The sequence below is a fragment of the Achromobacter piechaudii NBRC 102461 genome (assembly GCF_001571245.1).
Taxonomy (GTDB): Bacteria; Pseudomonadota; Gammaproteobacteria; order Burkholderiales; family Burkholderiaceae_B; genus Achromobacter; species Achromobacter piechaudii.
This window is the reverse complement of sequence record NZ_BCTK01000005.1, coordinates 437,835-458,552: the sequence shown is the minus strand read 5'-3', so window position 1 is coordinate 458,552 and position 20,718 is coordinate 437,835. Positions and strand designations below refer to the sequence as shown.

General features: G+C 63.1%; 17 protein-coding genes and 1 tRNA gene. 8 read left to right on the top strand and 10 right to left on the bottom strand.

Features of this window, described 5'->3' with window-relative positions:
• Positions 1-17: 17 nt before the first annotated feature.
• Positions 18-2,774, top strand: a complete 2,757-nt coding sequence (locus tag API01S_RS08815) for a M16 family metallopeptidase (RefSeq protein ID WP_061304161.1) — start codon at positions 18-20, stop codon at positions 2,772-2,774.
• Between the two features lie 299 nt (positions 2,775-3,073).
• Positions 3,074-3,463: a DUF4148 domain-containing protein gene (locus API01S_RS08810; protein ID WP_050727970.1), complete on the top strand. Its 390-nt coding sequence runs from the start codon at positions 3,074-3,076 to the stop codon at positions 3,461-3,463.
• 420 nt (positions 3,464-3,883) lie between these two features.
• On the opposite strand, the gene dnaJ is transcribed toward API01S_RS08810, so the two are convergent.
• From dnaJ to hrcA, 7 genes are all read right to left on the bottom strand, one after another.
• Positions 3,884-5,014 (bottom strand): molecular chaperone DnaJ, encoded by a 1,131-nt coding sequence (gene dnaJ / locus API01S_RS08805; RefSeq protein ID WP_006217796.1) that lies wholly within the window; start codon positions 5,012-5,014, stop codon positions 3,884-3,886.
• Between the two features lie 109 nt (positions 5,015-5,123).
• On the bottom strand, positions 5,124-7,049 hold the full coding sequence (gene dnaK, locus API01S_RS08800) for a molecular chaperone DnaK (RefSeq protein ID WP_006217795.1): 1,926 nt from the start codon (positions 7,047-7,049) through the stop codon (positions 5,124-5,126).
• A gap of 79 nt (positions 7,050-7,128) precedes the next feature.
• On the bottom strand, positions 7,129-7,533 hold the full coding sequence (locus tag API01S_RS08795) for a thioredoxin family protein (RefSeq protein ID WP_050727971.1): 405 nt from the start codon (positions 7,531-7,533) through the stop codon (positions 7,129-7,131).
• Between the two features lie 17 nt (positions 7,534-7,550).
• Positions 7,551-8,108 carry a nucleotide exchange factor GrpE gene (gene grpE, locus API01S_RS08790; protein ID WP_006217793.1) on the bottom strand — a complete coding sequence of 186 codons (558 nt, stop codon included), beginning with the start codon at positions 8,106-8,108 and terminating at the stop codon, positions 7,551-7,553.
• 145 nt (positions 8,109-8,253) lie between these two features.
• Positions 8,254-8,490: a hypothetical protein gene (locus tag API01S_RS08785; RefSeq protein ID WP_050727973.1), complete on the bottom strand. Its 237-nt coding sequence runs from the start codon at positions 8,488-8,490 to the stop codon at positions 8,254-8,256.
• Complete coding sequence (gene hemH, locus API01S_RS08780; RefSeq protein WP_006217791.1) at positions 8,480-9,604, bottom strand: ferrochelatase; 1,125 nt, start codon at positions 9,602-9,604, stop codon at positions 8,480-8,482. Before hemH ends, API01S_RS08785 begins: the two co-directional genes overlap by 11 nt.
• A gap of 45 nt (positions 9,605-9,649) precedes the next feature.
• Positions 9,650-10,654, bottom strand: a complete 1,005-nt coding sequence (hrcA, locus tag API01S_RS08775) for a heat-inducible transcriptional repressor HrcA (RefSeq protein WP_039882837.1) — start codon at positions 10,652-10,654, stop codon at positions 9,650-9,652.
• Between the two features lie 140 nt (positions 10,655-10,794).
• Between hrcA and API01S_RS08770 the strand changes: the two genes are divergently transcribed.
• Positions 10,795-11,694 (top strand): NAD kinase, encoded by a 900-nt coding sequence (locus API01S_RS08770; protein WP_050727974.1) that lies wholly within the window; start codon positions 10,795-10,797, stop codon positions 11,692-11,694.
• Positions 11,695-11,707: 13 nt separating this feature from the next.
• Positions 11,708-13,369 carry a DNA repair protein RecN gene (recN, locus tag API01S_RS08765; RefSeq protein ID WP_061304158.1) on the top strand — a complete coding sequence of 554 codons (1,662 nt, stop codon included), beginning with the start codon at positions 11,708-11,710 and terminating at the stop codon, positions 13,367-13,369.
• Between the two features lie 118 nt (positions 13,370-13,487).
• Here the strand turns inward: recN and fur are convergent, their stop codons facing one another.
• Positions 13,488-13,907 carry a ferric iron uptake transcriptional regulator gene (gene fur, locus API01S_RS08760; protein WP_039883903.1) on the bottom strand — a complete coding sequence of 140 codons (420 nt, stop codon included), beginning with the start codon at positions 13,905-13,907 and terminating at the stop codon, positions 13,488-13,490.
• Positions 13,908-14,063: 156 nt separating this feature from the next.
• Between fur and API01S_RS08755 the strand changes: the two genes are divergently transcribed.
• Complete coding sequence (locus API01S_RS08755) at positions 14,064-14,600, top strand: outer membrane protein assembly factor BamE (RefSeq protein WP_006217783.1); 537 nt, start codon at positions 14,064-14,066, stop codon at positions 14,598-14,600.
• Between the two features lie 18 nt (positions 14,601-14,618).
• The gene (dapB, locus tag API01S_RS08750; RefSeq protein ID WP_006217781.1) at positions 14,619-15,410 is read left to right on the top strand and encodes a 4-hydroxy-tetrahydrodipicolinate reductase; all 792 of its coding nucleotides are present in this window, start codon (positions 14,619-14,621) and stop codon (positions 15,408-15,410) included.
• Between the two features lie 66 nt (positions 15,411-15,476).
• Here the strand turns inward: dapB and murB are convergent, their stop codons facing one another.
• Positions 15,477-16,523, bottom strand: coding sequence for a UDP-N-acetylmuramate dehydrogenase (gene murB, locus API01S_RS08745; protein WP_061304156.1), 1,047 nt, complete (start codon positions 16,521-16,523; stop codon positions 15,477-15,479).
• 253 nt (positions 16,524-16,776) lie between these two features.
• On the opposite strand from murB, the gene API01S_RS08740 reads away from it, so the two are divergent.
• Together API01S_RS08740 and API01S_RS08735 are read left to right on the top strand one after the other, a co-directional pair.
• A tRNA-Gly gene (locus API01S_RS08740) sits at positions 16,777-16,852 on the top strand.
• A 248-nt stretch (positions 16,853-17,100) separates the two neighbouring features.
• On the top strand, positions 17,101-17,811 hold the full coding sequence (locus API01S_RS08735; protein ID WP_061304154.1) for a hypothetical protein: 711 nt from the start codon (positions 17,101-17,103) through the stop codon (positions 17,809-17,811).
• 163 nt (positions 17,812-17,974) lie between these two features.
• Here API01S_RS08735 and API01S_RS08730 read toward each other — a convergent pair whose 3' ends face one another.
• On the bottom strand, positions 17,975-20,599 hold the full coding sequence (locus API01S_RS08730; protein WP_167351701.1) for a PKD domain-containing protein: 2,625 nt from the start codon (positions 20,597-20,599) through the stop codon (positions 17,975-17,977).
• Positions 20,600-20,718: the final 119 nt, after the last annotated feature.

Below are 20,718 nucleotides of genomic sequence, written 5' to 3'. Positions count from 1 at the left end.
GAAAGGAATTCTCTGCCATGCGCCTGTCCCTATCGAAGCTGCCGCGCCCCTTGGGTGCGCTGCTGTTCTCCTCCTTCCTGGCCTTCCAGGCCGGCGCCGCCAATCTTCCGGCCGGCGTCTCGGAGGCCGCCTCGATTGAAGGCATCACCGAATATCGTCTGGCCAATGGCCTGCGGGTGCTGCTGGTACCCGACGAATCCAAGCCCTCGACCACGGTCAACATGACTTATCTGGTCGGCTCTCGCAACGAGAACTACGGCCAGACCGGCATGGCGCACCTGCTGGAACACATGCTGTTCAAAGGCACGTCCACCACGCGCAACGCGATGGGCGAGTTTTCGCGCCGGGGCCTGCAAGCCAATGGTTCGACCTCCAGCGACCGGACGAATTATTTCGCCAGTTTCGCGGCCAACCCCGACACGCTCAAGTGGTACCTGGGCTGGCAAGCCGACGCCATGGTCAATTCCCTGATCGCCAAGGAAGACCTGGACTCGGAAATGACGGTGGTCCGCAACGAAATGGAAAGCGGCGAAAACAGCCCGTCGCGCATCCTGATGCAGAAGATGCAGGCCGCTGCCTATCAGTGGCACAGCTACGGCAAGAACACCATCGGCGCGCGCTCCGACGTCGAAAACGTGGACATCGGCCAGCTGCGCGCCTTCTATCACGAGTATTACCAGCCCGATAACGCCGTGCTGATCGTGGCGGGCAAATTCGATCCGCAGGCCACCCTGGCGGATATCGAACAGACGCTGGGCAAACTGCCCAAGCCGGACCGCAAGCTTCCTCCTGAGTACACCGTCGAACCGGTGCAGGACGGCGAACGTTCGGTCACGCTGCGACGCACCGGCGGCACGCCGCTGGTGGCCGCGATGTACCACATCCCCGCCGCGGGCAGCCCCGATTTCGTCCCGCTGGACCTGGCCACGGTGATCCTGTCGGACACGCCTTCTGGCCGTCTTTATCACGCGCTGGTCGCCACGAAGATGGCCTCGGGCGTGTTTGGTTTCACCATGGAAAACCGCGATCCGGGCCTGGCGATGTTCGGCGCGCAACTGCCGCCGGGCAAAGACCTGGACGCCGCCATGAAGACCTTGACGGGCACGCTCGAATCGCTGGGCAAGAAGCCCTTCACTCAACAAGAGCTGGACCGTGCCCGCAGCAAGTGGCTGACCGCATGGGAGCAGACCTACAGCGACCCCGAGCAGGTCGGCGTGGCGCTGTCCGAAGCTATCGCCGCTGGCGACTGGCGCTTGTTCTTCCTGCAACGCGATCGCGCCCGCAAGGCGACCCTGGCTGAAGTCCAGAAGGCCGCCACCACCTTCCTGGTGCAGAGCAACCGCATCGAAGGCCGCTACATTCCCACGGAAAAGCCCTTGCGCGCGCCGCAGACCGAGCGCGTCGACCTGACCGCCGTGTTCAAGGACTACAAGGGCGATCCGGACTTCAAGGCCGCGTCCGCCTTCGACCCCACGCCCGAGAACATCGACAAGCTGACGCAACGCAAGAAGCTGGAGCTGGCCAACGGGCCGGTCCAATTGGCGCTCTTGCCCAAGGCCACGCGCGGCAACCGCGTGCAGGCGCAGATGCTGATTCAGTTCGGCAACGAGAAAGACCTGCGCGGCCAGCGCGTGAATGCCAGCGCGGTCGCTGACCTGCTCATACGCGGCACGGCCAAGCTGTCGCGCCAGGACATCCAGGATCGTCTGGACAAGCTGCAAGCCGAACTGGGCTTTAGCGGCGGCGGCACCACGCTGAAGATCGCCATGTCGACCAAGGGCGAAAACCTGCCCGAATTGACCGCCCTGGCGCTGGACATCGTGCGCAACGCCAACTTCCCCAAAGAGCAGCTGGACGAGTACCAGCGCCAGATGGAAACGTCGATTCAAAACGCCATGACCGAACCCTCGGCATTGGCCGGACGCACCCTGGCCCGCCAGGACAATCCGTGGCCCGTCGACGATCTGCGTTACGTGCCGACGTTTGAAGAGTCGCTGGCCAGCGCCCGTGCGCTGAACCGCGACGCACTCGTGAAGTTCCACGCCAAGTTCTACGGAACCGGCAAGATCGAGTATTCCGCCGTGGGCGACTTCGAACCCGAAGCCGTCGAGAAGGCCATCAAGTCGGGCCTGGCCGGTTGGAAAAAGGCGCCGGCCTATACGCGAGTGCCCAATCCGTACCGCGACATCCCGGCCAAGCAGTTCGACATCGACACGCCCGACAAGGCCAACGCGTTCTACCTGTCGCGTATGCCGCTCAAGCTGCAAGACACCGACGCTGATTACGCGGCGCTGTATCTGGGCAACTATCTGTTCGGTGCGTCGGAAACGTCACGCCTGTGGAATCGCGTGCGTGAAACCGAGGGCCTGTCCTACAACGTGCGCAGCTCGTTGTCGGTCTCCTCGTTCGAACCGAGCGCCAGCTGGACCATGTACGCCATCTACGCACCGCAGAATCGCAAGCGCCTGGAAAAGGCGATCAGCGAAGAACTGGCGCGCGTGCTGAAAGACGGCTTTACCGACAAGGAAATCACCGATGGCATCAACGCGCTGTTGAACTACCGCAACCTGGCCCGTGCGCAAGACGACATCCTGGCCAGCACCTGGCTCGACTACCTGCAACGTGGCCGCACGTTTGAATGGTCGGCCGAGATGGACAAGAAGATCTCTGCGCTGACGCCCGATGCGGTCAACGCCGCGCTGCGCAAGTACCTGCGTCCGGATGGCTTCAGCACCGCCGTCGCGGGCGACTTCAAGAAGAAGGCCGCGCCCTGACCTGACGCACGCGGTTTTCCGCGCACAAGGCCCCTGCCTGCTGGCAGGGGCTTTTTTTTGCACCATCCTTAGTGCAGGCGCCGGTACGTATGGGGAAGAATGGCCATAACCATGCCATAAACGGGGAGATTTTCACGTATCACGACTATTACTCGGATATTTGGAAAGATGTTTTCAAGAAGCAAGGGTTTATCCCAGGTGGGATAGGGCGCAGAATTCAGTCATCGGGAACAAATAACGAACCACGACGGAGGGCCGCCGGATTCGTCCCCATCCAAGATGACTCGGAGATACCAATCATGAAAACCCTGACCACCACCCTGTTGCTATCCCTGGCGCTTGTCGGCGCAGGCGCCCAAGCTGCCGGCCTGGAACAAGCCAAGACCCGCGACCAGGTCGTGACTGAATTGCAGCAAGCCAAGGCAAGCGGCCAATACACGTTCGGCGAACTGGACTACCCGCCCGCCCAGCCCCAGGCCGCCAGCCTGAGCTCGGACGAAGTGCGCGCCCAGCTGCAACAAGCCAAGATCAGCGGCGAATACACCTTTGGCGAGCTGCAATATCCGCCCGTCATCGCGACGCAGGCCAGCGCGAAGTCCCGCGCCCAAGTCCAGCAGGAACTGGCGCAAGCCAAGGCCAGCGGTCAGTACACGTTCGGCGAGCTCGAATACCCGCCGATCACCCGGTGAGCTGCTTGCTGTAGCCCGGCCGGTCCCGGGCGGCATCATGGCCTGGGACCGGTTTTTTCCGGCACAGCGGCAACCGCAGTCGTAGCAGTACCTGTAGTTGCAGTACCTCGCAGTTGATGTACCGAGCAGTTGATGTACCGAGCAGTCGATGTACCGAGCAGTCGATGTATCAGCAGTTGCAGTACCCAGCAGTTGCAGTACCCAGCAGTCGAAGTACCAGCAGTTGCAGTACCCAGCAGTCGAAGTACCAGCAGTTGCAGTACGCAGTACTAGCAGTAAGGCCGCGGCAAGTTCTGCCGCGGCCTTTTTACGTCGGCAAGCAGGCCGCAACACCGCCCCGCCCCCGACACGAACCAAATTCCCGCCCCAAAGAAAAAGCCGCGATTCACATCGCGGCTTTTTGCGTCCCAGGGACTCTGATCAGCTGAAGAATTCCTTCACGCGATCCGTCCAGGACTTGCTTTGTGGCGAGTGACGATCGCCACCGTCGTTCAGCGAGGTCTCGAACTGGCGCAGGATGCTCTTTTGATCCTCGCTCAAGCGCACCGGCGTTTCCACCACGACGTGGCAGTACAGGTCGCCCGGATAGCTGCCACGCACGCCTCGAATGCCCTTGCCGCGCAAGCGGAAGGTCTTGCCGGATTGCGTGCCTTCGGGAATCGAGATCTCGGCCTTGCCGCCCAGCGTGGGCACCTGCAATTCACCCCCCAGTGCCGCGGTGGTGAACGGAATGGTCAGTTCGCAGTGCAGGTCGTCGCCGTCGCGCTGGAAGATCTTGTGCTGCTTGATGTGGATTTCCACATACAGGTCGCCCGGGGGCCCGCCATTGATGCCCGGCTCGCCATTGCCGCTGGAGCGGATGCGCATGCCGTCATCGATACCGGCCGGAATCTTGACCTGCAAGGTCTTGTTGCGGCGGATACGGCCCACGCCATCGCAAGACGGGCAGGGATCGGTGATTTCCTTGCCGTTGCCGTGGCAGGTGGGGCAGGTCTGCTGGACGCTGAAAAAGCCCTGCTGCATACGCACGGCGCCCGAGCCGCCGCAGGTGCGGCAGGTCTTGGGCGAAGTGCCCACCTTGGCGCCAGAGCCGTGGCAGGTATCGCAGTTTTCCCAGCTGGGAACGCGGATCTCGGTGTCGAAACCGGCGGCAGCCTGTTCCAAGGTGATTTCCAGCGCGTACTTCAGGTCAGCACCGCGATACACCTGCGGGCCGCCGCGACGGCCACCGCCACCGCCACCGCCGAAGATCTCGCCAAAAATGTCGCCGAAGGCGTCGGCAAAGCCTCCGCCCATCCCCGCCCCGCCCATGCCGGCGGAATTGGGGTCCACGCCCGCATGGCCGTAGCGGTCATACGCGGCGCGCTTTTGTTCATCGCCCAGGACCTCGTAGGCTTCCTTGGCTTCCTTGAACTTCTCTTCGGCTTCTTTGCTGTCCGGATTGCGGTCCGGGTGGTACTTCATGGCCAGCTTTCGATAGGCCTTCTTGAGTTCGTCGTCCGAGGCGTTTTTTGCTACGCCCAGAACTTCGTAATAGTCGCGTTTTGCCATGATCCGTGGGCTCGACAAAGAGCCATCTTTTCAGTGCTACAGAATGAGTTCGCCCGGTAGGCGGATTTCTCCGGCTACCGGGCGGCAGAGGCTGGTCAGCGCCCGGCCATTATTGGTCGCGCTTGACTTCCTTGAAGTCGGCGTCGACGACGTTGTCGTCCACCGGCTTCGCGTTATCGGCCGCTTGCTGCTGGCCGGCGGCTTGTTGCGCCTGCATGTCGGCGTACATCTTCTCGCCCAGCTTCTGCGATGCGGTCGACAGGGCTTCCACCTTGGCGTCGATCGCGGCCTTGTCGCCTTCCTTCAGCGTGTCTTCCAGGTCCTTGATGGCGGCTTCGATGCTTTCCTTTTCGGAAGCTTCGAGCTTGTCGCCGTACTCGGTCAACGACTTGCGGGTGGCGTGCACCAACGCGTCGGCCTGGTTACGCGACTGCGCCAGCTCGGCAACGCGGTGATCTTCCTCGGCGTTGGCCTCGGCATCCTTGACCATGCGCTGGATCTCGTCTTCCGACAGACCCGAGTTGGCCTTGATGGTGATCTTGTTTTCCTTGCCGGTGCCCTTGTCCTTGGCGGACACGTGCAGGATGCCGTTGGCGTCGATGTCGAACGTGACTTCGATCTGCGGCATGCCACGCGGCGACGGCGGGATCCCTTCAAGGTTGAACTCGCCCAGCGCCTTGTTGCCTGCGGCAATTTCGCGCTCGCCCTGGAACACCTTGATCGTCACGGCCGGCTGATTGTCGTCAGCGGTCGAGAAGGTCTGCGAGAACCGGGTCGGGATCGTCGTGTTCTTCTGGATCATCTTCGTCATCACGCCGCCCAGGGTTTCGATACCCAGCGACAGAGGCGTCACGTCCAGCAGCAGCACGTCCTTGCGGTCGCCCGACAGCACGGAACCTTGAATGGCGGCGCCAGCGGCGACGGCTTCATCAGGGTTCACGTCCTTGCGCGGATCCTTGCCGAAGAATTCCTTCACCTTTTCCTGAACCTTGGGCATGCGGGTCATGCCGCCGACCAGGATCACGTCATCGATGTCGGAAACCTTCACGCCGGCGTCCTTGATGGCGACGCGGCAGGGTTCGATCGTGCGTTCGATCAGTTCTTCGACCAGCGCTTCCAGCTTGGCGCGCGTGATCTTCAGGTTCAAGTGCTTCGGACCCGAGGCATCCGCCGTGATGTACGGCAGGTTGATTTCGGTCTGCTGGGCCGAGGACAGTTCGATCTTGGCCTTTTCAGCCGCTTCCTTCAGGCGTTGCAGCGCCAGCACATCCTTGGACAGATCAACGCCTTGTTCTTTCTTGAACTCGGAGATGATGTAGTCAATGATGCGTTGGTCGAAGTCTTCGCCGCCCAGGAAGGTGTCGCCGTTGGTCGACAGCACTTCAAACTGCTTTTCGCCGTCGACGTCTGCGATTTCGATGATGGACACGTCGAACGTGCCGCCACCCAAGTCATAGACGGCGATCTTGCGGTCGCCCTTTTCGGTCTTGTCCAGGCCGAACGCCAACGCCGCCGCGGTGGGCTCGTTGATGATGCGCTTGACTTCCAGACCGGCGATGCGGCCAGCGTCCTTGGTGGCCTGGCGCTGGCTGTCGTTGAAGTAGGCGGGCACCGTGATGACGGCCTCGGTCACTTCTTCGCCCAGATAGTCTTCGGCGGTCTTCTTCATCTTGCGCAGCACGTCGGCCGACACTTGGGGAGGCGCCATCTTCTTGCCGCGCACTTCAACCCAGGCGTCGCCGTTGTCGGCGCGGACGATGGAATAGGGCATCAGGTTGATGTCCTTTTGAACCGCCTTTTCTTCGAACTTGCGGCCGATCAGGCGCTTCACCGCGTACAGGGTGTTGCGCGGGTTGGTGACGGCCTGACGCTTGGCGGGGGCGCCAACCAGGGTCTCGCCGTCGTCCATGTAGGCGACGATCGAGGGAGTGGTACGAGCGCCTTCCGCGTTTTCAATGATTTTGACCTGCCCGCCGTCCATGACAGCTACGCAGCTGTTGGTCGTGCCCAGGTCAATGCCAATAATCTTGCTCATGGTGGGTTACCTTGAATTGATCTATGAAAATAGAGGGAAACTTCTTGTCCCCACATAACTGGGGCTACTCGCAGGGTTTTCAAGACGCCTTGCTGGAATTTTCCGCATTCGGGTCTTGCAACCGCAGGATTGCCGCCGTGAACTGGGGCAATCCGGGCCAACCGGTGATACGACCGAGCCGTTTGCCGGCCCGATACAGCACAAAAGTGGGGACACCATGCAGCGAAAAGCGCCGGCCCAGGGGTTCGTCGGCGTAAACGTCGGCCTCGAACCACGTCAGGCCCAGGTTCAGCAACGTTTCCTGGTGCAGCAGCGCTGCCTGCTTGAAAAGATTGCAGTTATAGCAATCCTGTCCCCACAAAAATACACAGCGCAGATCTTCGCCCGGCGCCTGGACCACGGCGGCGTCGAATCCCTCGGTGTCGACATGACGCATGCCAAACACCTGGAAGACGGCTGCCGGATCGAAGCGGGGGTCGGTCATGACGCCTGGCCGGCAGTTCAGCCTTGGCCAGCCGATACGACTACCAGCGCCGGACGCAACGTGCGATCGGCAATGGCATAGCCCTTTTGCAGCAGCTGCACGACCGTATTGGCGGGCTGCTCGTGGGGAATCGACGAAATTGCCTGATGCAGGTGCGGGTCGAACTTGTCGCCCTGAGCCGGTGCGATGTCCTTGAGCATGTTGCGCTCGAACGCGGCGGACAACTGCTTCAACGTGACTTCCACGCCTTCGCGCAGGGTCTGGACGGTCTGGTCGGGTTGCGCCAGGGCGGCCTCAAGGCTGTCCTTGACCGGAACCAGGCTTTCGGCGAACGACTCGATGCCGAACTTGCGCGCCTTGGACACTTCTTCCTGGGCGCGGCGGCGCACGTTTTCGGCTTCTGCGTGGACACGCAGAAGCTGGTCGTGCTGCTCATTGACGGTAGCTTGGGCGGCGTCCAACTGGGCGCGCAACTCGTTCAGCTCGGCCTGAGCGGCGTCCTGGGCAGCGGGTGCCGTGTCGGCGTTCTGGCCGGCTTCGGGCGTCTTATCTACAGGCTCGTGGGGTGCCGTCATGGGGAATCCTCCAAAAAGAATGGCTTTCGCAGACATGAATGGGGGCCAATACCCCTATTTCAAGCCCGGGAAAGCGAAATATTCCCTGACGGCGCCCGCCCGGGCCTGGACGGGACTGACCGCTACGTACGGCGGCCTGCCCGCGCTACTTTTTGTGCGGCTGCGCCGGGGCGACCGGGTCGCTGGCCGGAAAGCTTTCCTTGAGCGCATGGTCCACATGCGCGTCATCGTCTTCCGGCTCGGGCCGGATGGCGATGGGATCACTGGCCGGGAAGGTGTCTGCCAGCGCTTCGTCCAGATCGTGTTCGACCTGATCCTCGTCCACCGGGGTGACAACCGTCCCCTTTTTCACATTCTTGCCGCTCTTGGGATCATGGTGCATGCGCCTTCTCCTTCAAGTCCGTAGGGGGCTGGACCTGCAAGGGCCAGCCCTGCAAGTTGCGTTCCACCAGGGTGGCCAAACCGGCGATCCATGCGGGATCATCGTTCAGCGCCGGGATGTAACGAAACTGCTTGCCGCCCGCCTCGATAAAGGCGTCCCGGCATTCCAGGCTGATCTCTTCCAGGGTTTCTAGACAGTCTGCCACAAATCCCGGACACACCACATCCACCTCAGTGACGCCCGAGGCGGCAAGGGCCTTGAGCGTGGGCTCGGTATACGGCTCCAGCCAGCGGGCGGTGCCAAAACGGCTTTGGAAGGTGACTTCGATCTGCTCGCGCGGCAGGGACAGCCGCTGGGACAACAAGCGCGCTGACTCCATGCAATCGCGGTAGTACGGATCGCCCAGTTCGATGGAATAACGCGGCAGCCCGTGAAAGCTCATGACCAGCTTTTGCGGCTTGCCGTGCTCGCGCCAGAACGCCTCGATACGAGCGGCCAGGGGATCCAGCCAGGCCGGGTCTTCGTGAAACCGCTTGGTAAAGCGCAGTTCGGGCTGATCTCGCAGGCGGGCGGCATGGCGGGTCACTGCGTCGACGACGGTGGCCGTGGTGCTGGCCGCGTACTGCGGATACAGGGGTACGGTCAGGATGCGTTCGCAGCCGGCCGCCCGCAAGCGCGTGATGGCGTCCGGGATCGACGGGTTGCCATAGCGCATGCCCAGTTCCACCACGGCGTCGATGCCGGCAGCCTCCAGCGCGGCGCGCACGCCGTCGGCCTGGCGCTGGCTGTAGACCATCAGGGGCGATCCCTCTTTGAGCCAGACACCCGCGTAGCGCGGCGCAAGCTTCTTGGGCCGCAGTGTCAGCACCAGTCCATGCAGGATGGGCTTCCAGAGATAACGCGGAATTTCGATGACGCGCGGATCGGACAGGAATTCGCCCAGGTATTTGCGTATGCCCTGCTTGTCCGGCGTATCCGGCGTACCCAGGTTGACCAGCAACACGCCAACCTTGCCGGGCGTGCGGGCCGGCGGGTCTTCGTTGAAGGGGTCGTCCTGCTCGATTTCCGGCAGGTAGCGTTCAGGCCACAAATACTTGAACAGGCGAAGAAACACAAAAACTCCCCTTCCTCCGCGAGGAGGATGCAGCTTTGAATGGAACTACTGATTGTGGCTGAGTGCGTTGGACAGCAGGCGCGCCGTGATGTCCACGATGGGAATCACGCGTTCGTAGGCCATGCGGGTCGGGCCGATCACCCCGAGGGTGCCGACCACCTTGCCGTCCACGCCATAGGGCGCGGTGATGACGGAGACTTCTTCCATGGGCACCAATTGCGAATCGCCGCCGATGTAGATCTGGACGCCTTGCGCGCGGCTGGACACGTCCAACAGTTGCAGCAGGTCGGTCTTTTTCTCGAACAGGGAAAACATCTTGCGCAGGCGGTCCATGTCGGACGCGATATCGGTCACGTCCAGCAGCTTGCGTTCGCCCGAAATGACCATGGCGTCGCCATCTTCGGCGGCTTCGGCGCTGGCTTCGACCGCTGCCTGCATCAACCGCGAGATGTCTTCGCGCAGCTGGGCCAGTTCGGTGGACAGGGTTTGGCGCACCGCATTGAACGATTTGCCCGCGAAGTGCATGTTGAAGAAATTGCCGGCTTCCAGCAATTCGGCTTCGGCGTAATCGCGCTGCACGAAGAGGATACGGTTCTGCACATCGCCATCCGGCGTGACGATGATGAGCAGCACGCGCTTGTCGGACAGCCGGATGAATTCGATCTGCCGGAACACCTGCGCCCGCTTGGGCGTCAGCACCACGCCCGCAAATTGCGTCAGGTTCGACAGCAGCGCGGCGGCGGCGTTGACGGCGCGCGTGGGCTCGGCGGCCGACAGCATTTCGCCCATGTTGTGCGGCTGTAGCTGATAGGACTGCACGGCCAGCAGGGAATCGACGAACATGCGATAGCCCCGCGGCGTCGGAACGCGGCCGGCGGAGGTGTGCGGGCTATGGATCAGCCCCAGCTCTTCCAGATCCGCCATGACGTTGCGGATGGTGGCGGGGGACAAGTCGAAGACTTTCGATAGCGTCCGCGAGCCGACGGGCTGGCCATCAGCGATGTAGCGTTCTATCAACGCTTTCAGTAGTGCGCGTGCGCGGTCATCCATAGCGGGCATTTTAAGGAATCTTTTAGGATAAAGGCGATTTTTGTCCCGCAAGCAGATATGCGGCCCCATATAATCGGCTAATCGGCCCATTCCGGGCAGGTTTTGGCCATCGCCTTTGCCCTTTTGATACGCCCGCATCCATGCACTTTCCTACCGTCGCCCTGATCGGCAGATACCAGGACACCGGCCTGGACACACCGCTGAGAGCCCTTGCGCACGCGCTGACGCAAGCGGGCAGGCACGTGCTCATCGATGCAGACACCGCGCGCAACACCGGCCTGACCGAATACCCCATTGCGACCCTTGAAGAGATCGGCCAGAACGCGTCGCTGGCCGTCGTCATGGGCGGCGACGGCACCGTGCTGGGCGCGGGTCGGCATCTGGCGCCCTATGGCGTGCCGCTGGTCGGCATCAACCACGGGCGCCTGGGCTTCATCACCGACATTCCTCTGCAAGACGCGCACGGCGCGCTGGCGCGCGTGCTGGAAGGCAGCTTCCAGATCGAAGAACGCATGCTGCTCGAAGGCAGCGTGTGGCGCGGCGACCAGAAAATGTATTCCGCGTCGGCGCTCAACGACGTCGTGCTGAACCGCGCCGGGCGCGGCGGCATGATCGAAGTCCGCGTCGAGCTGGACGGCGCGTTCATGTACACGCAGCGCGCCGACGGCCTGATCATCGCCACGCCCACCGGCTCGACCGCGTATGCGCTGTCCGCCAACGGCCCCATCCTGCACCCGGGCATGAACGCCATGGTGCTGGTGCCCGTCGCGCCGCAGACGCTGTCGAATCGCCCGATCGTCATTCCCGATACCGGCGTGCTGAACATGACGCTTACCGCGATGGGCCGTGTGGAAGTGGGCGCCAGCGTGCATTTCGACATGCAGACATGGTCCGACCTGCAACCGGGCGACCGTATCGTCGTGCAGCGCGCGCCATACACCATCCGCTTCGTGCACCCCGAGGGCTACAGCTTCTTTTCCACCCTGCGCCGCAAGCTGCATTGGAATCTGATGCCCCAGGCCACCGACAACGTAGAGTAGTAAGCGCCCCGACATGCTGCGCACCCTGCATATCCGCGACTTCGTCATCGTCGAGCAGACCGAAATTCATTTCGGCCCCGGCTTCACTGTCTTCTCCGGCGAAACCGGTGCCGGCAAATCCATCCTGGTGGACGCCTTGGCGCTTGCGCTGGGCGAACGTGGCGACGCGTCCATGCTGCGCGAAGGCGCGCCGCGCGCCGATATCACCGCCGTGTTCGACACCCCCAAGTCGCTGCACGCCTGGCTGGCCGAGCGCGAGATCGACGCCGAAGACGAACTGTCACTGCGCCGCGTCATCGACGCCCAGGGCCGCAGCCGGGCCTACATCAACGGCACGCCGGCAACAGTAGGCCAATTGCGCGAGCTGGGCGACAGCCTGGTGGACATCCACGGCCAACACGCCCATCAAAGCCTGATGCGGCCCGACGCCCAACGCGATCTTCTTGACGCGCACGGCGGCCATGGCGATCTGCGCCAGACGGTGGGCCAGGCGTGGAAACAATGGCGCGCGCTGGCGCGTCAACTTGAAGCCGCCGAAAAAGACGCGGCCAGCCTGGCCAATGAACGCGACCGCCTGCAATGGCAGGTAGACGAACTGGACCAGTTGGCCCTGGGGCCCGACGAGTGGGAATCGCTGCAATCCGAGCACACGCGGCTGTCGCACTCGCAGTCGCTGCTGGACGGTGCCTCGCAGATTCTTGAAGCGCTGGACGGCGACGGCGATTCCGCGCACCACCGCATCACGGCCGCCAATCACCGACTGTCCCAGATGCTGCGGCACGACCCCGGCTTGAAAGGGGTGGTCGACGAGCTGGAATCGGCGCGTATCGCCATCAGCGAAGCCGTGTCCGACCTGAACAACTACGTCAGCCGCGTGGACCTCGATCCCAAACGGCTGGCCGACGTCGAAGCGCGTCTGGGCCTGGTGTTTGAAACCGCACGCAAATTCCGTGTCGAACCCGACGCGCTATGCGAACTGCGCGATTCGCTGCATGCCGAGCTGGCCGCCCTGCAAGCGGCGGGCGACATCGATGCGCTGCGCGCCCAATCGCTTGCCGCGCAATCGCAATACGACGCAGCCGCCGCCAAGCTGACTACGGCCCGCCGCAAGATCGCCAAGGATCTGGGCAAGCAGGTCACCCAAGCGATGCAGACGCTGGCCATGCAAGGCGGCAAGTTCGAACCGACGCTTGCCGCCGCAGCACCCTCCGCGCACGGCAACGAGCAGGTGGAATTCCTGGTGGCCGGCCACGCCGGCACCACGCCGCGCCCGCTGGCCAAGGTGGCCTCGGGTGGCGAGCTGTCGCGAATTTCGCTGGCCTTGTCCGTCATCGCCAGCCGCGCGGCTCGCGTGCCCACGCTGATTTTCGATGAAGTCGACAGCGGCGTCGGCGGTGCGGTGGCCGAAGCCGTGGGCAAGCTGCTGCGCGAATTGGGCGAACGCCACCAAGTGCTGTGCGTAACGCACTTGCCGCAGGTGGCCGCGTGCGCGAACAACCAGTTCCTGGTCAGCAAGACCGAGACTCGCGGCACCACGCGCTCCAGCATCGAAGAGCTGGACGCCCCGGCCCGCGTCGAGGAAATCGCCCGCATGCTGGGCGGCATCAAACTGACCGCCACCACGCGCGAACACGCTCGCGAAATGCTGGAAGGCTTCGGCCAACCCGCTGGCTGAATTACGCCCCCCCCTGCTGCCGCAAGACGAAAAAAAGCCCCTTCCAAAAGAAGGGGCTTTTGATCTCACTGGCCCGCAGTGAGCGCGGCCACGGACCGTGGGAGGGGGCGCTAACGGATCAGCGGCCCTTCATGCAGCTGCTGCACACGCCGTACAACACCATCGCGTGGCTTTCCAGCGCGAAACCGTTGTCCTTGGCGATCTTCTGCTGGCGCTTTTCGATTTCCGGATCCGAAAATTCGACGACGGTGCCGCAATTGGTGCAGATCAGGTGATCGTGGTGGTCGCCGTCGTTCAGCTCGAACACGGCCTTGCCGCTATCGAACTGGCTACGGGCCAGGATGCCGGCCTGCTCAAACTGCGTCAGTACGCGATAGACGGTCGCCAGGCCGATTTCGACGTTTTCACCGATAAGGGCACGGTAGACGTCTTCGGCGCTCAAGTGGCGCAAGTCGGATTTGCGGAAAATATCAAGAATTTTCAGGCGCGGAAACGTCGCCTTCAAACCCATGTTCTTCAGTTCGCTTTGGTCGCTCATGGTGTAATCGCTCTCCGTCCGCGTAGGCATGGGCAAGTTCAAGGGTATACCGCGATCCGGCTCACCTGATTTCATGCCGCCTCGCGGAACTATCCTTATGAAACCTTTATGATAACGGTTTTGTCTGCTTCCAAATAATAGGGGCGCGTAGTGTCCATGATTGCACGAATTCCCTCCCGCTCGCTCAAGACCGGACTGGCCGTCGCCGCCCTGGCCATCGCCCTTGCCGGCTGCTCGGGGGACAAGTGGGGCTTCCCCTACAAGGCCGGCGTCCAGCAGGGCAACTGGATCACCCAGGAACAGGTCGCACTGCTACAGCCCGGCATGACCCGCGAGCAAGTGCGCTTCGCGCTCGGCAGCCCCACGCTGACCAGCGTGCTGCACGCCAACCGCTGGGACTACCCCTACTATTACAAGCCCGGCTACGGCGAGGCCCGTGAACGCAAATTCACCGTCTGGTTCGAAAACGACCGCCTGACCCGCTGGGAAGGCGACAAGCAGCCCGACCTGCAACCCTACCAGCTGAACACGCCCAGCAGCGTGGCCGACGAAAAGGCCGATGCGCGCCTGGACCAGGACATGGAACGGATCAAGCAAGAGGACGAGCTGCAAAAGCGTGACGCCGCCGCTCCCGTCAGCCCGCTGAACCAGTACCCCGGCCAACCCGGCATCACGCCCGAGCCGCTTCGGTAACCCCAAGGATTTTTTTTCATGCGTATTGCTATTGCCGGCGCCAGCGGCCGTATGGGCCAGATGCTGATCGACGCCATCCTCAAGTCCACCGACCTGCAACTGGCCGTAGCGCTGGACCGCAAAGGCTCCACGGCCTTGGGCCAGGACGCGGGCGCGCCCTTGGGCCAGCAGACCGGCGTTCTCATCACCGACGACCTGGACGCACTGGCCAACGCCGACTGCCTCATCGACTTCACGCGGCCCGAAGGCACGCTTGAACACCTGCACGCCTGCGTCAAGCACGGCACGCGCGCCGTCATCGGCACGACCGGCTTTGACGACAATGGCCGCGCCGCCATCGAAGTGGCCGCGCAGAAAATCGGCATTGTGTTCGCCCCCAACATGAGCGTGGGCGTGAACGCCACGCTCAAGCTGCTGGACATGGCTGCCCGCATCCTGAATTCGGGCTACGACGTCGAAGTCTTCGAAGCCCACCATCGCAACAAGGTCGATGCGCCTTCGGGCACGGCCTTGAAGATGGGCGAGACCATCGCTTCCGCCTGGGACGTCGCCTTGCCTGACGTCGCCACCTGGAGCCGCCACGGCGACACCGGCGTGCGCAAGCCGGGCACCATCGGCTTTTCGGTCCTGCGCGGCGGCGACATCGTGGGCGACCACACCGTGTCGTTCTGCGGCATCGGCGAACGCATCGAGATCACGCACCGTTCCGGCAGCCGGGCCACCTACGCGGAAGGCGCACTGCGCGCCGCGCGTTTCCTGGAAGACAAGCACAACGGCCTGTACGACATGCAATCGGTGCTGGGGCTGTAAGCGCGGCGCGTCGCCCAACAAAAAAGGATCCCTCGGGATCCTTTTTTCATGCGTCGAACCGACGGCCTACACCACCACCGGCTCGGGCTCCAGCCGCACCCCATAGCGCGCCTGCACCGATGCTTGAATCGCGCCTGCCAGGGCCATGATGTCGGCCGCCGTGGCGCCGCCGCGATTGACCAGCACCAGCGCCTGCCGGTCGTGCACGCCAGCCGCGCCCAGGCCCTGCCCCTTCCAGCCGCATTGATCGATCAGCCAACCGGCCGCCAGCTTGTAGCTGCCGTCCGGCTGCGCATACGAAACCAGGCCCGGGAAGCGCGCGGCCAGGTCGTCACGCACGTCGGCCGACACGATGGGGTTCTTGAAAAAGCTGCCCGCATTGCCAGTCACGGCGGGGTCCGGCAGCTTCGCGCGGCGGATATCGCAGACCGCGTCGAAAATGTCCCGCGCGCTGGGTGCGCCGTGCGCAAGCCGCTCATGGCGTTGCAGGTCCGGGTAGCCCAGCACCGGCCGCCAGGGTCGCGGCAAGGCAAAGCGCACGGAAACGATGATCCACCGCCCCGGGGCATCGTGCTTGAACACGCTGTCGCGATACGAGAAGCGGCAATCGGACGGACCCATTTCCACATACCGGCCGGCCTGCACATCCCACGCCGTCAGGCTATGGAAGCGCGCATCGAACTCCACGCCGTAGGCGCCGATGTTCTGCACCGGCGCGGCCCCCACAGTGCCCGGGATCAACGCCAAGTTTTCCAACCCGTCCCATCCCTGGGCGACGCAGTGCTCGACAAAGCCGTGCCAGTTTTCTCCACCCGCCGCCTCGACCAGCCAGGCCTGCGGTGTGGCCTGCAACAGGCGTACGCCCTTGAACCCAACCTTGGCCACCAGGCCAGGAACCCGCTGGGGCAACACCAGATTGCTGCCGCCCCCCAACACCAGCAGACGCTGCGCGTCTTGGGCCAGCGCCGTCAACGCCGGCAACTGCGCGACGTCATCCAGCGACACGAAGGCTTCAGCGCAGGATGCCAATCGCAGCGTATTGAGCCGGCTCAGGTCCTGGACAACGGGAGTCAACGCGGCTGGCGCCGCATCGATAGCAGAAGGATTTGACATGGGTGCTACGGGTTATGCTATAGTTTCTGTCTTCGCTCATATTACTTGATTGAGTGTTTTGGTTTGAGTTCACCGCGCTTTCAACAGCCGCTCTTTACAGAGACAGGCCGAAAAGCCTTACGGCGAAAATGCAAAAAACTCAGGCTGATGACAAGCTCGAAAAAATCATGTAAGATGCGCGCCTTCTGATCGATAACCAAGTTGATCAGAGTGAATAAGAAACAGGTTCTGACCGGCAACGAACGGAACCCATGCGGGAGTAGCTCAGTTGGTAGAGCGCAACCTTGCCAAGGTTGAGGTCGCGAGTTCGAGACTCGTCTCCCGCTCCAAATTTTGATTTGCAGCGTCTGATGTGCACCGTCCCATCATGCTGCAATCACCCAAAAGGGCCCGACATCATTGTCCGGGCCCTTTTTGGTTTTGGCGTCTTGGCGTTTTGTGGCCATGCGCTGCCTATCACCGCCCTTCCCGCTCCAATACCAGACTCATCTGATTGCTTCCTGCCAGCACAAGTGCTTTGCTCTTGCGTTTGATCGCGGCCGCATGTCGCGGCTGCGCGTTGCGGAGAGAGCTGGCCATGGCATTCACGCGCGCGGTGTTCATCCACCGCCTGAAAACCGCTACCTACACACTCGGGTCGGTCGTGCTGATCAGTTGGGTCACCGACGCCCTGAATGAAGGGCTGATGTTCAAGCCCTTGCTGCGGTACCTGTACCCCCGCACGGTCCAAGACTATCAACACCCGTTCTCGGACCACCCCAGCCTGATGATCTGGCTGATCCCGCTCCTGGCCGGACTGGCCATGGCGTTCGCTTCGTCGGCGCTGGCCGTGCATCATTTCAAGCGCCGCCATCGCTATCGCCCTGTCGCCGCCTCGACGGCTCCGACTCAATTGATCGGACGCGTGACAAGCCATCATCCTTTCCTCTTGCCTGACGCGTCCACGGATCCAGGCATCACTCGAACCTTTCACGCACTCTGCCGGGACACCGCCGAACTCGCCGCGCTGCCCGCCTCGTCCGTGCCGGGACAAGTGCGCGTGCAAGGCCATCTGATGCCTGATTCGGAAGACGTCCATCAGTCCTATCGCCACCTCCAGCACATCCTGGCAAAAATCAGGCATGACGCCGACCAGGACGCCGCTCTGGGCCTGGATCTGGGCGGCATGAACGCCGCGTTGGCCAGCGCCGCGACGCTCGCCTGCCAAGACCATGACGTCATGTTGTGCCAGGTTGACCCTCACGGCCATTTGCGCGCGTACCGCGTCATCACCGACATGCGCGACTGAAAAGCTCGACTAAGGTGCGCGACGGAACTGCTCGACTGAGATGCGCGAATAACGCCGCCCGGCGCACGCCTCACAAAAAAAAGCGGCCCCCACCCAGATCGGGCGGGGGCCGCAGCACGTCATACGCTCAGGGCCTGATGCGCAAGCCCCGAACGCGCTTCAGTTAACGCGCAATCCACGCATCGCGCCAATGCGAACCGGTACCCGGCGCATAGTGCGCGGGGGACTGGCTGCACCAGCCGGCGTACGGGAAGTTCTTGCACTCGAACGTCTTGCCGCCGTTCATCACCTTGTCGCCTGCACGGTAGATCGTGCCAGCCTGGTACTGCGGATAGCCGCCGCCCGTTTGCTGCGCCGTCACGGTCACGGTGTGGCTGGCCTGCGCTTCGCCGCGCGAATTGCTGACCGTCAACGTGAATCGGTAGGGCTTGTCCGTGGCGCTGACGGGTGCGACAAAGCTGATGTCGGCCTGGTCCAGCGCGCCAGCGGAGATACCGCTCGGCACGGCCCAGCGATAGCGCAGGTCCGTTCCGGTGGACGCCTTGCCCGACAGGACAACGCGCTCGCCGCTCTTGACCGTCGCCGGTCCGCTCAGCTTGGCCTGCGGCGCAATCACCTCGACGGGCTGCTCCTTGGCCTTGACCTTCACAACGTGAGTCGCCGTCGCCGTGCGGCCGCGCTCGTCAGTGACCGTCAGCTTGAACGAGAAGTTGCGGTCCTGGGCCAGCGGCGGTCCGTAGAACGTCGCCGTCGAACCGTTGACTTGCAGCGCAACGCCATCATCGTTCGACCACGCGTACTTCAGCCCTTGGCCCGTCGAACCGGTAGCCGACAAGGTGGCCGCCTGCAAGGCCATCACTTCGGCAGGTCCGCTGATCCGCGCAACCGGAGGCGCAACCGGCGCCGGCTCTTGCGCGCATTCCTCGGGCAGCTTCCACGGCTTGCCGTATTGGGCCGAGTTCCTGTCTGGCGGAGCATCCACGTTCCAGTAGTTCTGGCGATACAGCTTGCCGTTGTACGACACGGCCTCGTTATGCACGTTGTAGGTCTTGCGGGCATCCCAGGCCGGGGCGTTGGCGCACACGCCAGCAGCCTTGGCCTTGACCAGCACGCCGTGATGCGCGGTGGCGCTGCGGCCCTGCGCGTCCTTGACGGTCAGCGTGATGCGGTAGGCAACGTCCTTCGCGCTTTCGGGCGCGACGAACGAGGCCTTGTCGCCCTGCTCGACGAACTTCAGCGTCGGCTGGCTGCTCCAGGCGTAGGACAGGTCCTTGCCCTTGGAATCGGCGGCCGACAACGCAACGGTCTCGCCTGCGTTCGCGGTCGCGGCGCCCGAGACGTGAGCCTGCGGGCCCTGCACGACCGACGCATCGCCGCCCAGCAGTTCGGCCGCGCGCACCAGATCCGGCTGCACGCCGATGGGGCGCGCCGGATCGACGACTGGCAAGGGGTTGCCGCTATCGACCAGGATCTGCCGCATAACCTTGGGCGGAATATTGCCCAGGCCGCGCTCGCGCGCCAGGCTTTGCAGCCAAGCCACGCTGCCCGCGATGATCGGGTTGGCTGCCGACGTAGCGTTGTACGTGGTGCTGTACAGGTTGTGACGTCCAGGCGCCCAGGTCGTGGTCGTCACGTTGCTGCCCCAGCTGAACGTATCGACGCGGCTGCCGAATTCCGATGAAGGGCGGCGCGCGCCCGAGTTGGCGTTGGCTGAACCCACATAGATGGCGCCCGAGTCCCGCTTTGTGCGGTCATAGCGGCCACCGTGATAGGGATCGTCCAGATTGACCCCGCCGTTGGCGGCCGCCAGCACCACGTGCACGCCCTTTTCCTGCGTCAGATACGAGATGGCGTCAAACACGACATCCGAATATTCCACCGGCAACAGGCAATCGGCGGTCCACCCGCCGCAGCTACCGCTGAGTCCGTACTGCACGCCAATTTGCACCACGTCGCCGGCATTGAGCACGTTGCGCAGGTCCACCATGCCGGAGGCGCTGAACTTGGTGTAGCCGGCTTGCGCCTCGGGCACGATGCCCGTCACGCCAAAGCCGTTGTTCTGCCCGAACATGATGCCCGCCGTCATCGTGTCATGCGCATCGGGCGCTTCTACATATTCGCCATGGTGCAAGAAGGGCTTGGGCAGATCGATGTGATCGAAATCCCAATGCCCGATCTCGTTGGACACAACCCTGACGTTCGCGCCATAGTGGCCCGTCAGACGCTGCGCTTCGAACGCATTGACGCCGCCCAGCTTCCAGTAGTTGGGCGTGGGCGAGGTCATGTAGTTCTGGCAGTCGACGGCCAGACCACCTGTGCAGTTGGTGTAGTCGCGTATGCCGGAGGAACGGGTAATCTCCAGCAACGGTTCGCTCTCCGCACCTTCCAGCAGGGACACGGGCTTGGGCTCAATCTGCACGCTTTCCACAAGCGGGTTCTCAAGCAGCTGCTTGACCAGCGCCTGCGCGTCGCGGCCGCGCATCATCTCGGCCGAGATCTTGTAGTAGCGGGTCAGGTTATGGCGTTCGAGCGCAGCGATGTCTTCCATGTTGCGCGCCATCGGCGATATCGTCACCAGGGGCCGCATGCCATTGGCCAGGCGCGTCAGCGCGTCCATCGACTTCGCCACTTCCGGCGACGGCGCCATGCGCTGCGTCGGACTTGGCGCTTCGGCCTTGAGCCGGATGAAGACAGGCCGAGGTTCCTCGGTCTGCGCCGCCAGGGCGGGCGAGGCCAAGGCCGCGCCGATCATCATCGCCAATATCGATAATTGTGTTTTGTTTTTCATGTCAACTCTGAGGTTGCCGTTGCGGCGTCTATCCGCAACGCAAAAAAGCAAACGCCCTCCTCCCGATACCGCAGAGGAGGGCTGCCTTGAAACGTGGACCTGGGCAAATGCGCCCCAGG

Coding starts and splice junctions, on each gene's coding strand:
- API01S_RS08815 (WP_061304161.1), top strand. CDS start 18: ATGCGCCTGTCCCTATCGAAGCTGCCGCGCCCCTTGGGTGCGCTGCTG.
- API01S_RS08810 (WP_050727970.1), top strand. CDS start 3,074: ATGAAAACCCTGACCACCACCCTGTTGCTATCCCTGGCGCTTGTCGGC.
- dnaJ (WP_006217796.1), bottom strand. CDS start 5,014: ATGGCAAAACGCGACTATTACGAAGTTCTGGGCGTAGCAAAAAACGCC.
- dnaK (WP_006217795.1), bottom strand. CDS start 7,049: ATGAGCAAGATTATTGGCATTGACCTGGGCACGACCAACAGCTGCGTA.
- API01S_RS08795 (WP_050727971.1), bottom strand. CDS start 7,533: ATGACCGACCCCCGCTTCGATCCGGCAGCCGTCTTCCAGGTGTTTGGC.
- grpE (WP_006217793.1), bottom strand. CDS start 8,108: ATGACGGCACCCCACGAGCCTGTAGATAAGACGCCCGAAGCCGGCCAG.
- API01S_RS08785 (WP_050727973.1), bottom strand. CDS start 8,490: ATGCACCATGATCCCAAGAGCGGCAAGAATGTGAAAAAGGGGACGGTT.
- hrcA (WP_039882837.1), bottom strand. CDS start 10,654: ATGGATGACCGCGCACGCGCACTACTGAAAGCGTTGATAGAACGCTAC.
- API01S_RS08770 (WP_050727974.1), top strand. CDS start 10,795: ATGCACTTTCCTACCGTCGCCCTGATCGGCAGATACCAGGACACCGGC.
- recN (WP_061304158.1), top strand. CDS start 11,708: ATGCTGCGCACCCTGCATATCCGCGACTTCGTCATCGTCGAGCAGACC.
- fur (WP_039883903.1), bottom strand. CDS start 13,907: ATGAGCGACCAAAGCGAACTGAAGAACATGGGTTTGAAGGCGACGTTT.
- API01S_RS08755 (WP_006217783.1), top strand. CDS start 14,064: ATGATTGCACGAATTCCCTCCCGCTCGCTCAAGACCGGACTGGCCGTC.
- dapB (WP_006217781.1), top strand. CDS start 14,619: ATGCGTATTGCTATTGCCGGCGCCAGCGGCCGTATGGGCCAGATGCTG.
- murB (WP_061304156.1), bottom strand. CDS start 16,523: ATGTCAAATCCTTCTGCTATCGATGCGGCGCCAGCCGCGTTGACTCCC.
- API01S_RS08735 (WP_061304154.1), top strand. CDS start 17,101: ATGGCATTCACGCGCGCGGTGTTCATCCACCGCCTGAAAACCGCTACC.
- API01S_RS08730 (WP_167351701.1), bottom strand. CDS start 20,599: ATGAAAAACAAAACACAATTATCGATATTGGCGATGATGATCGGCGCG.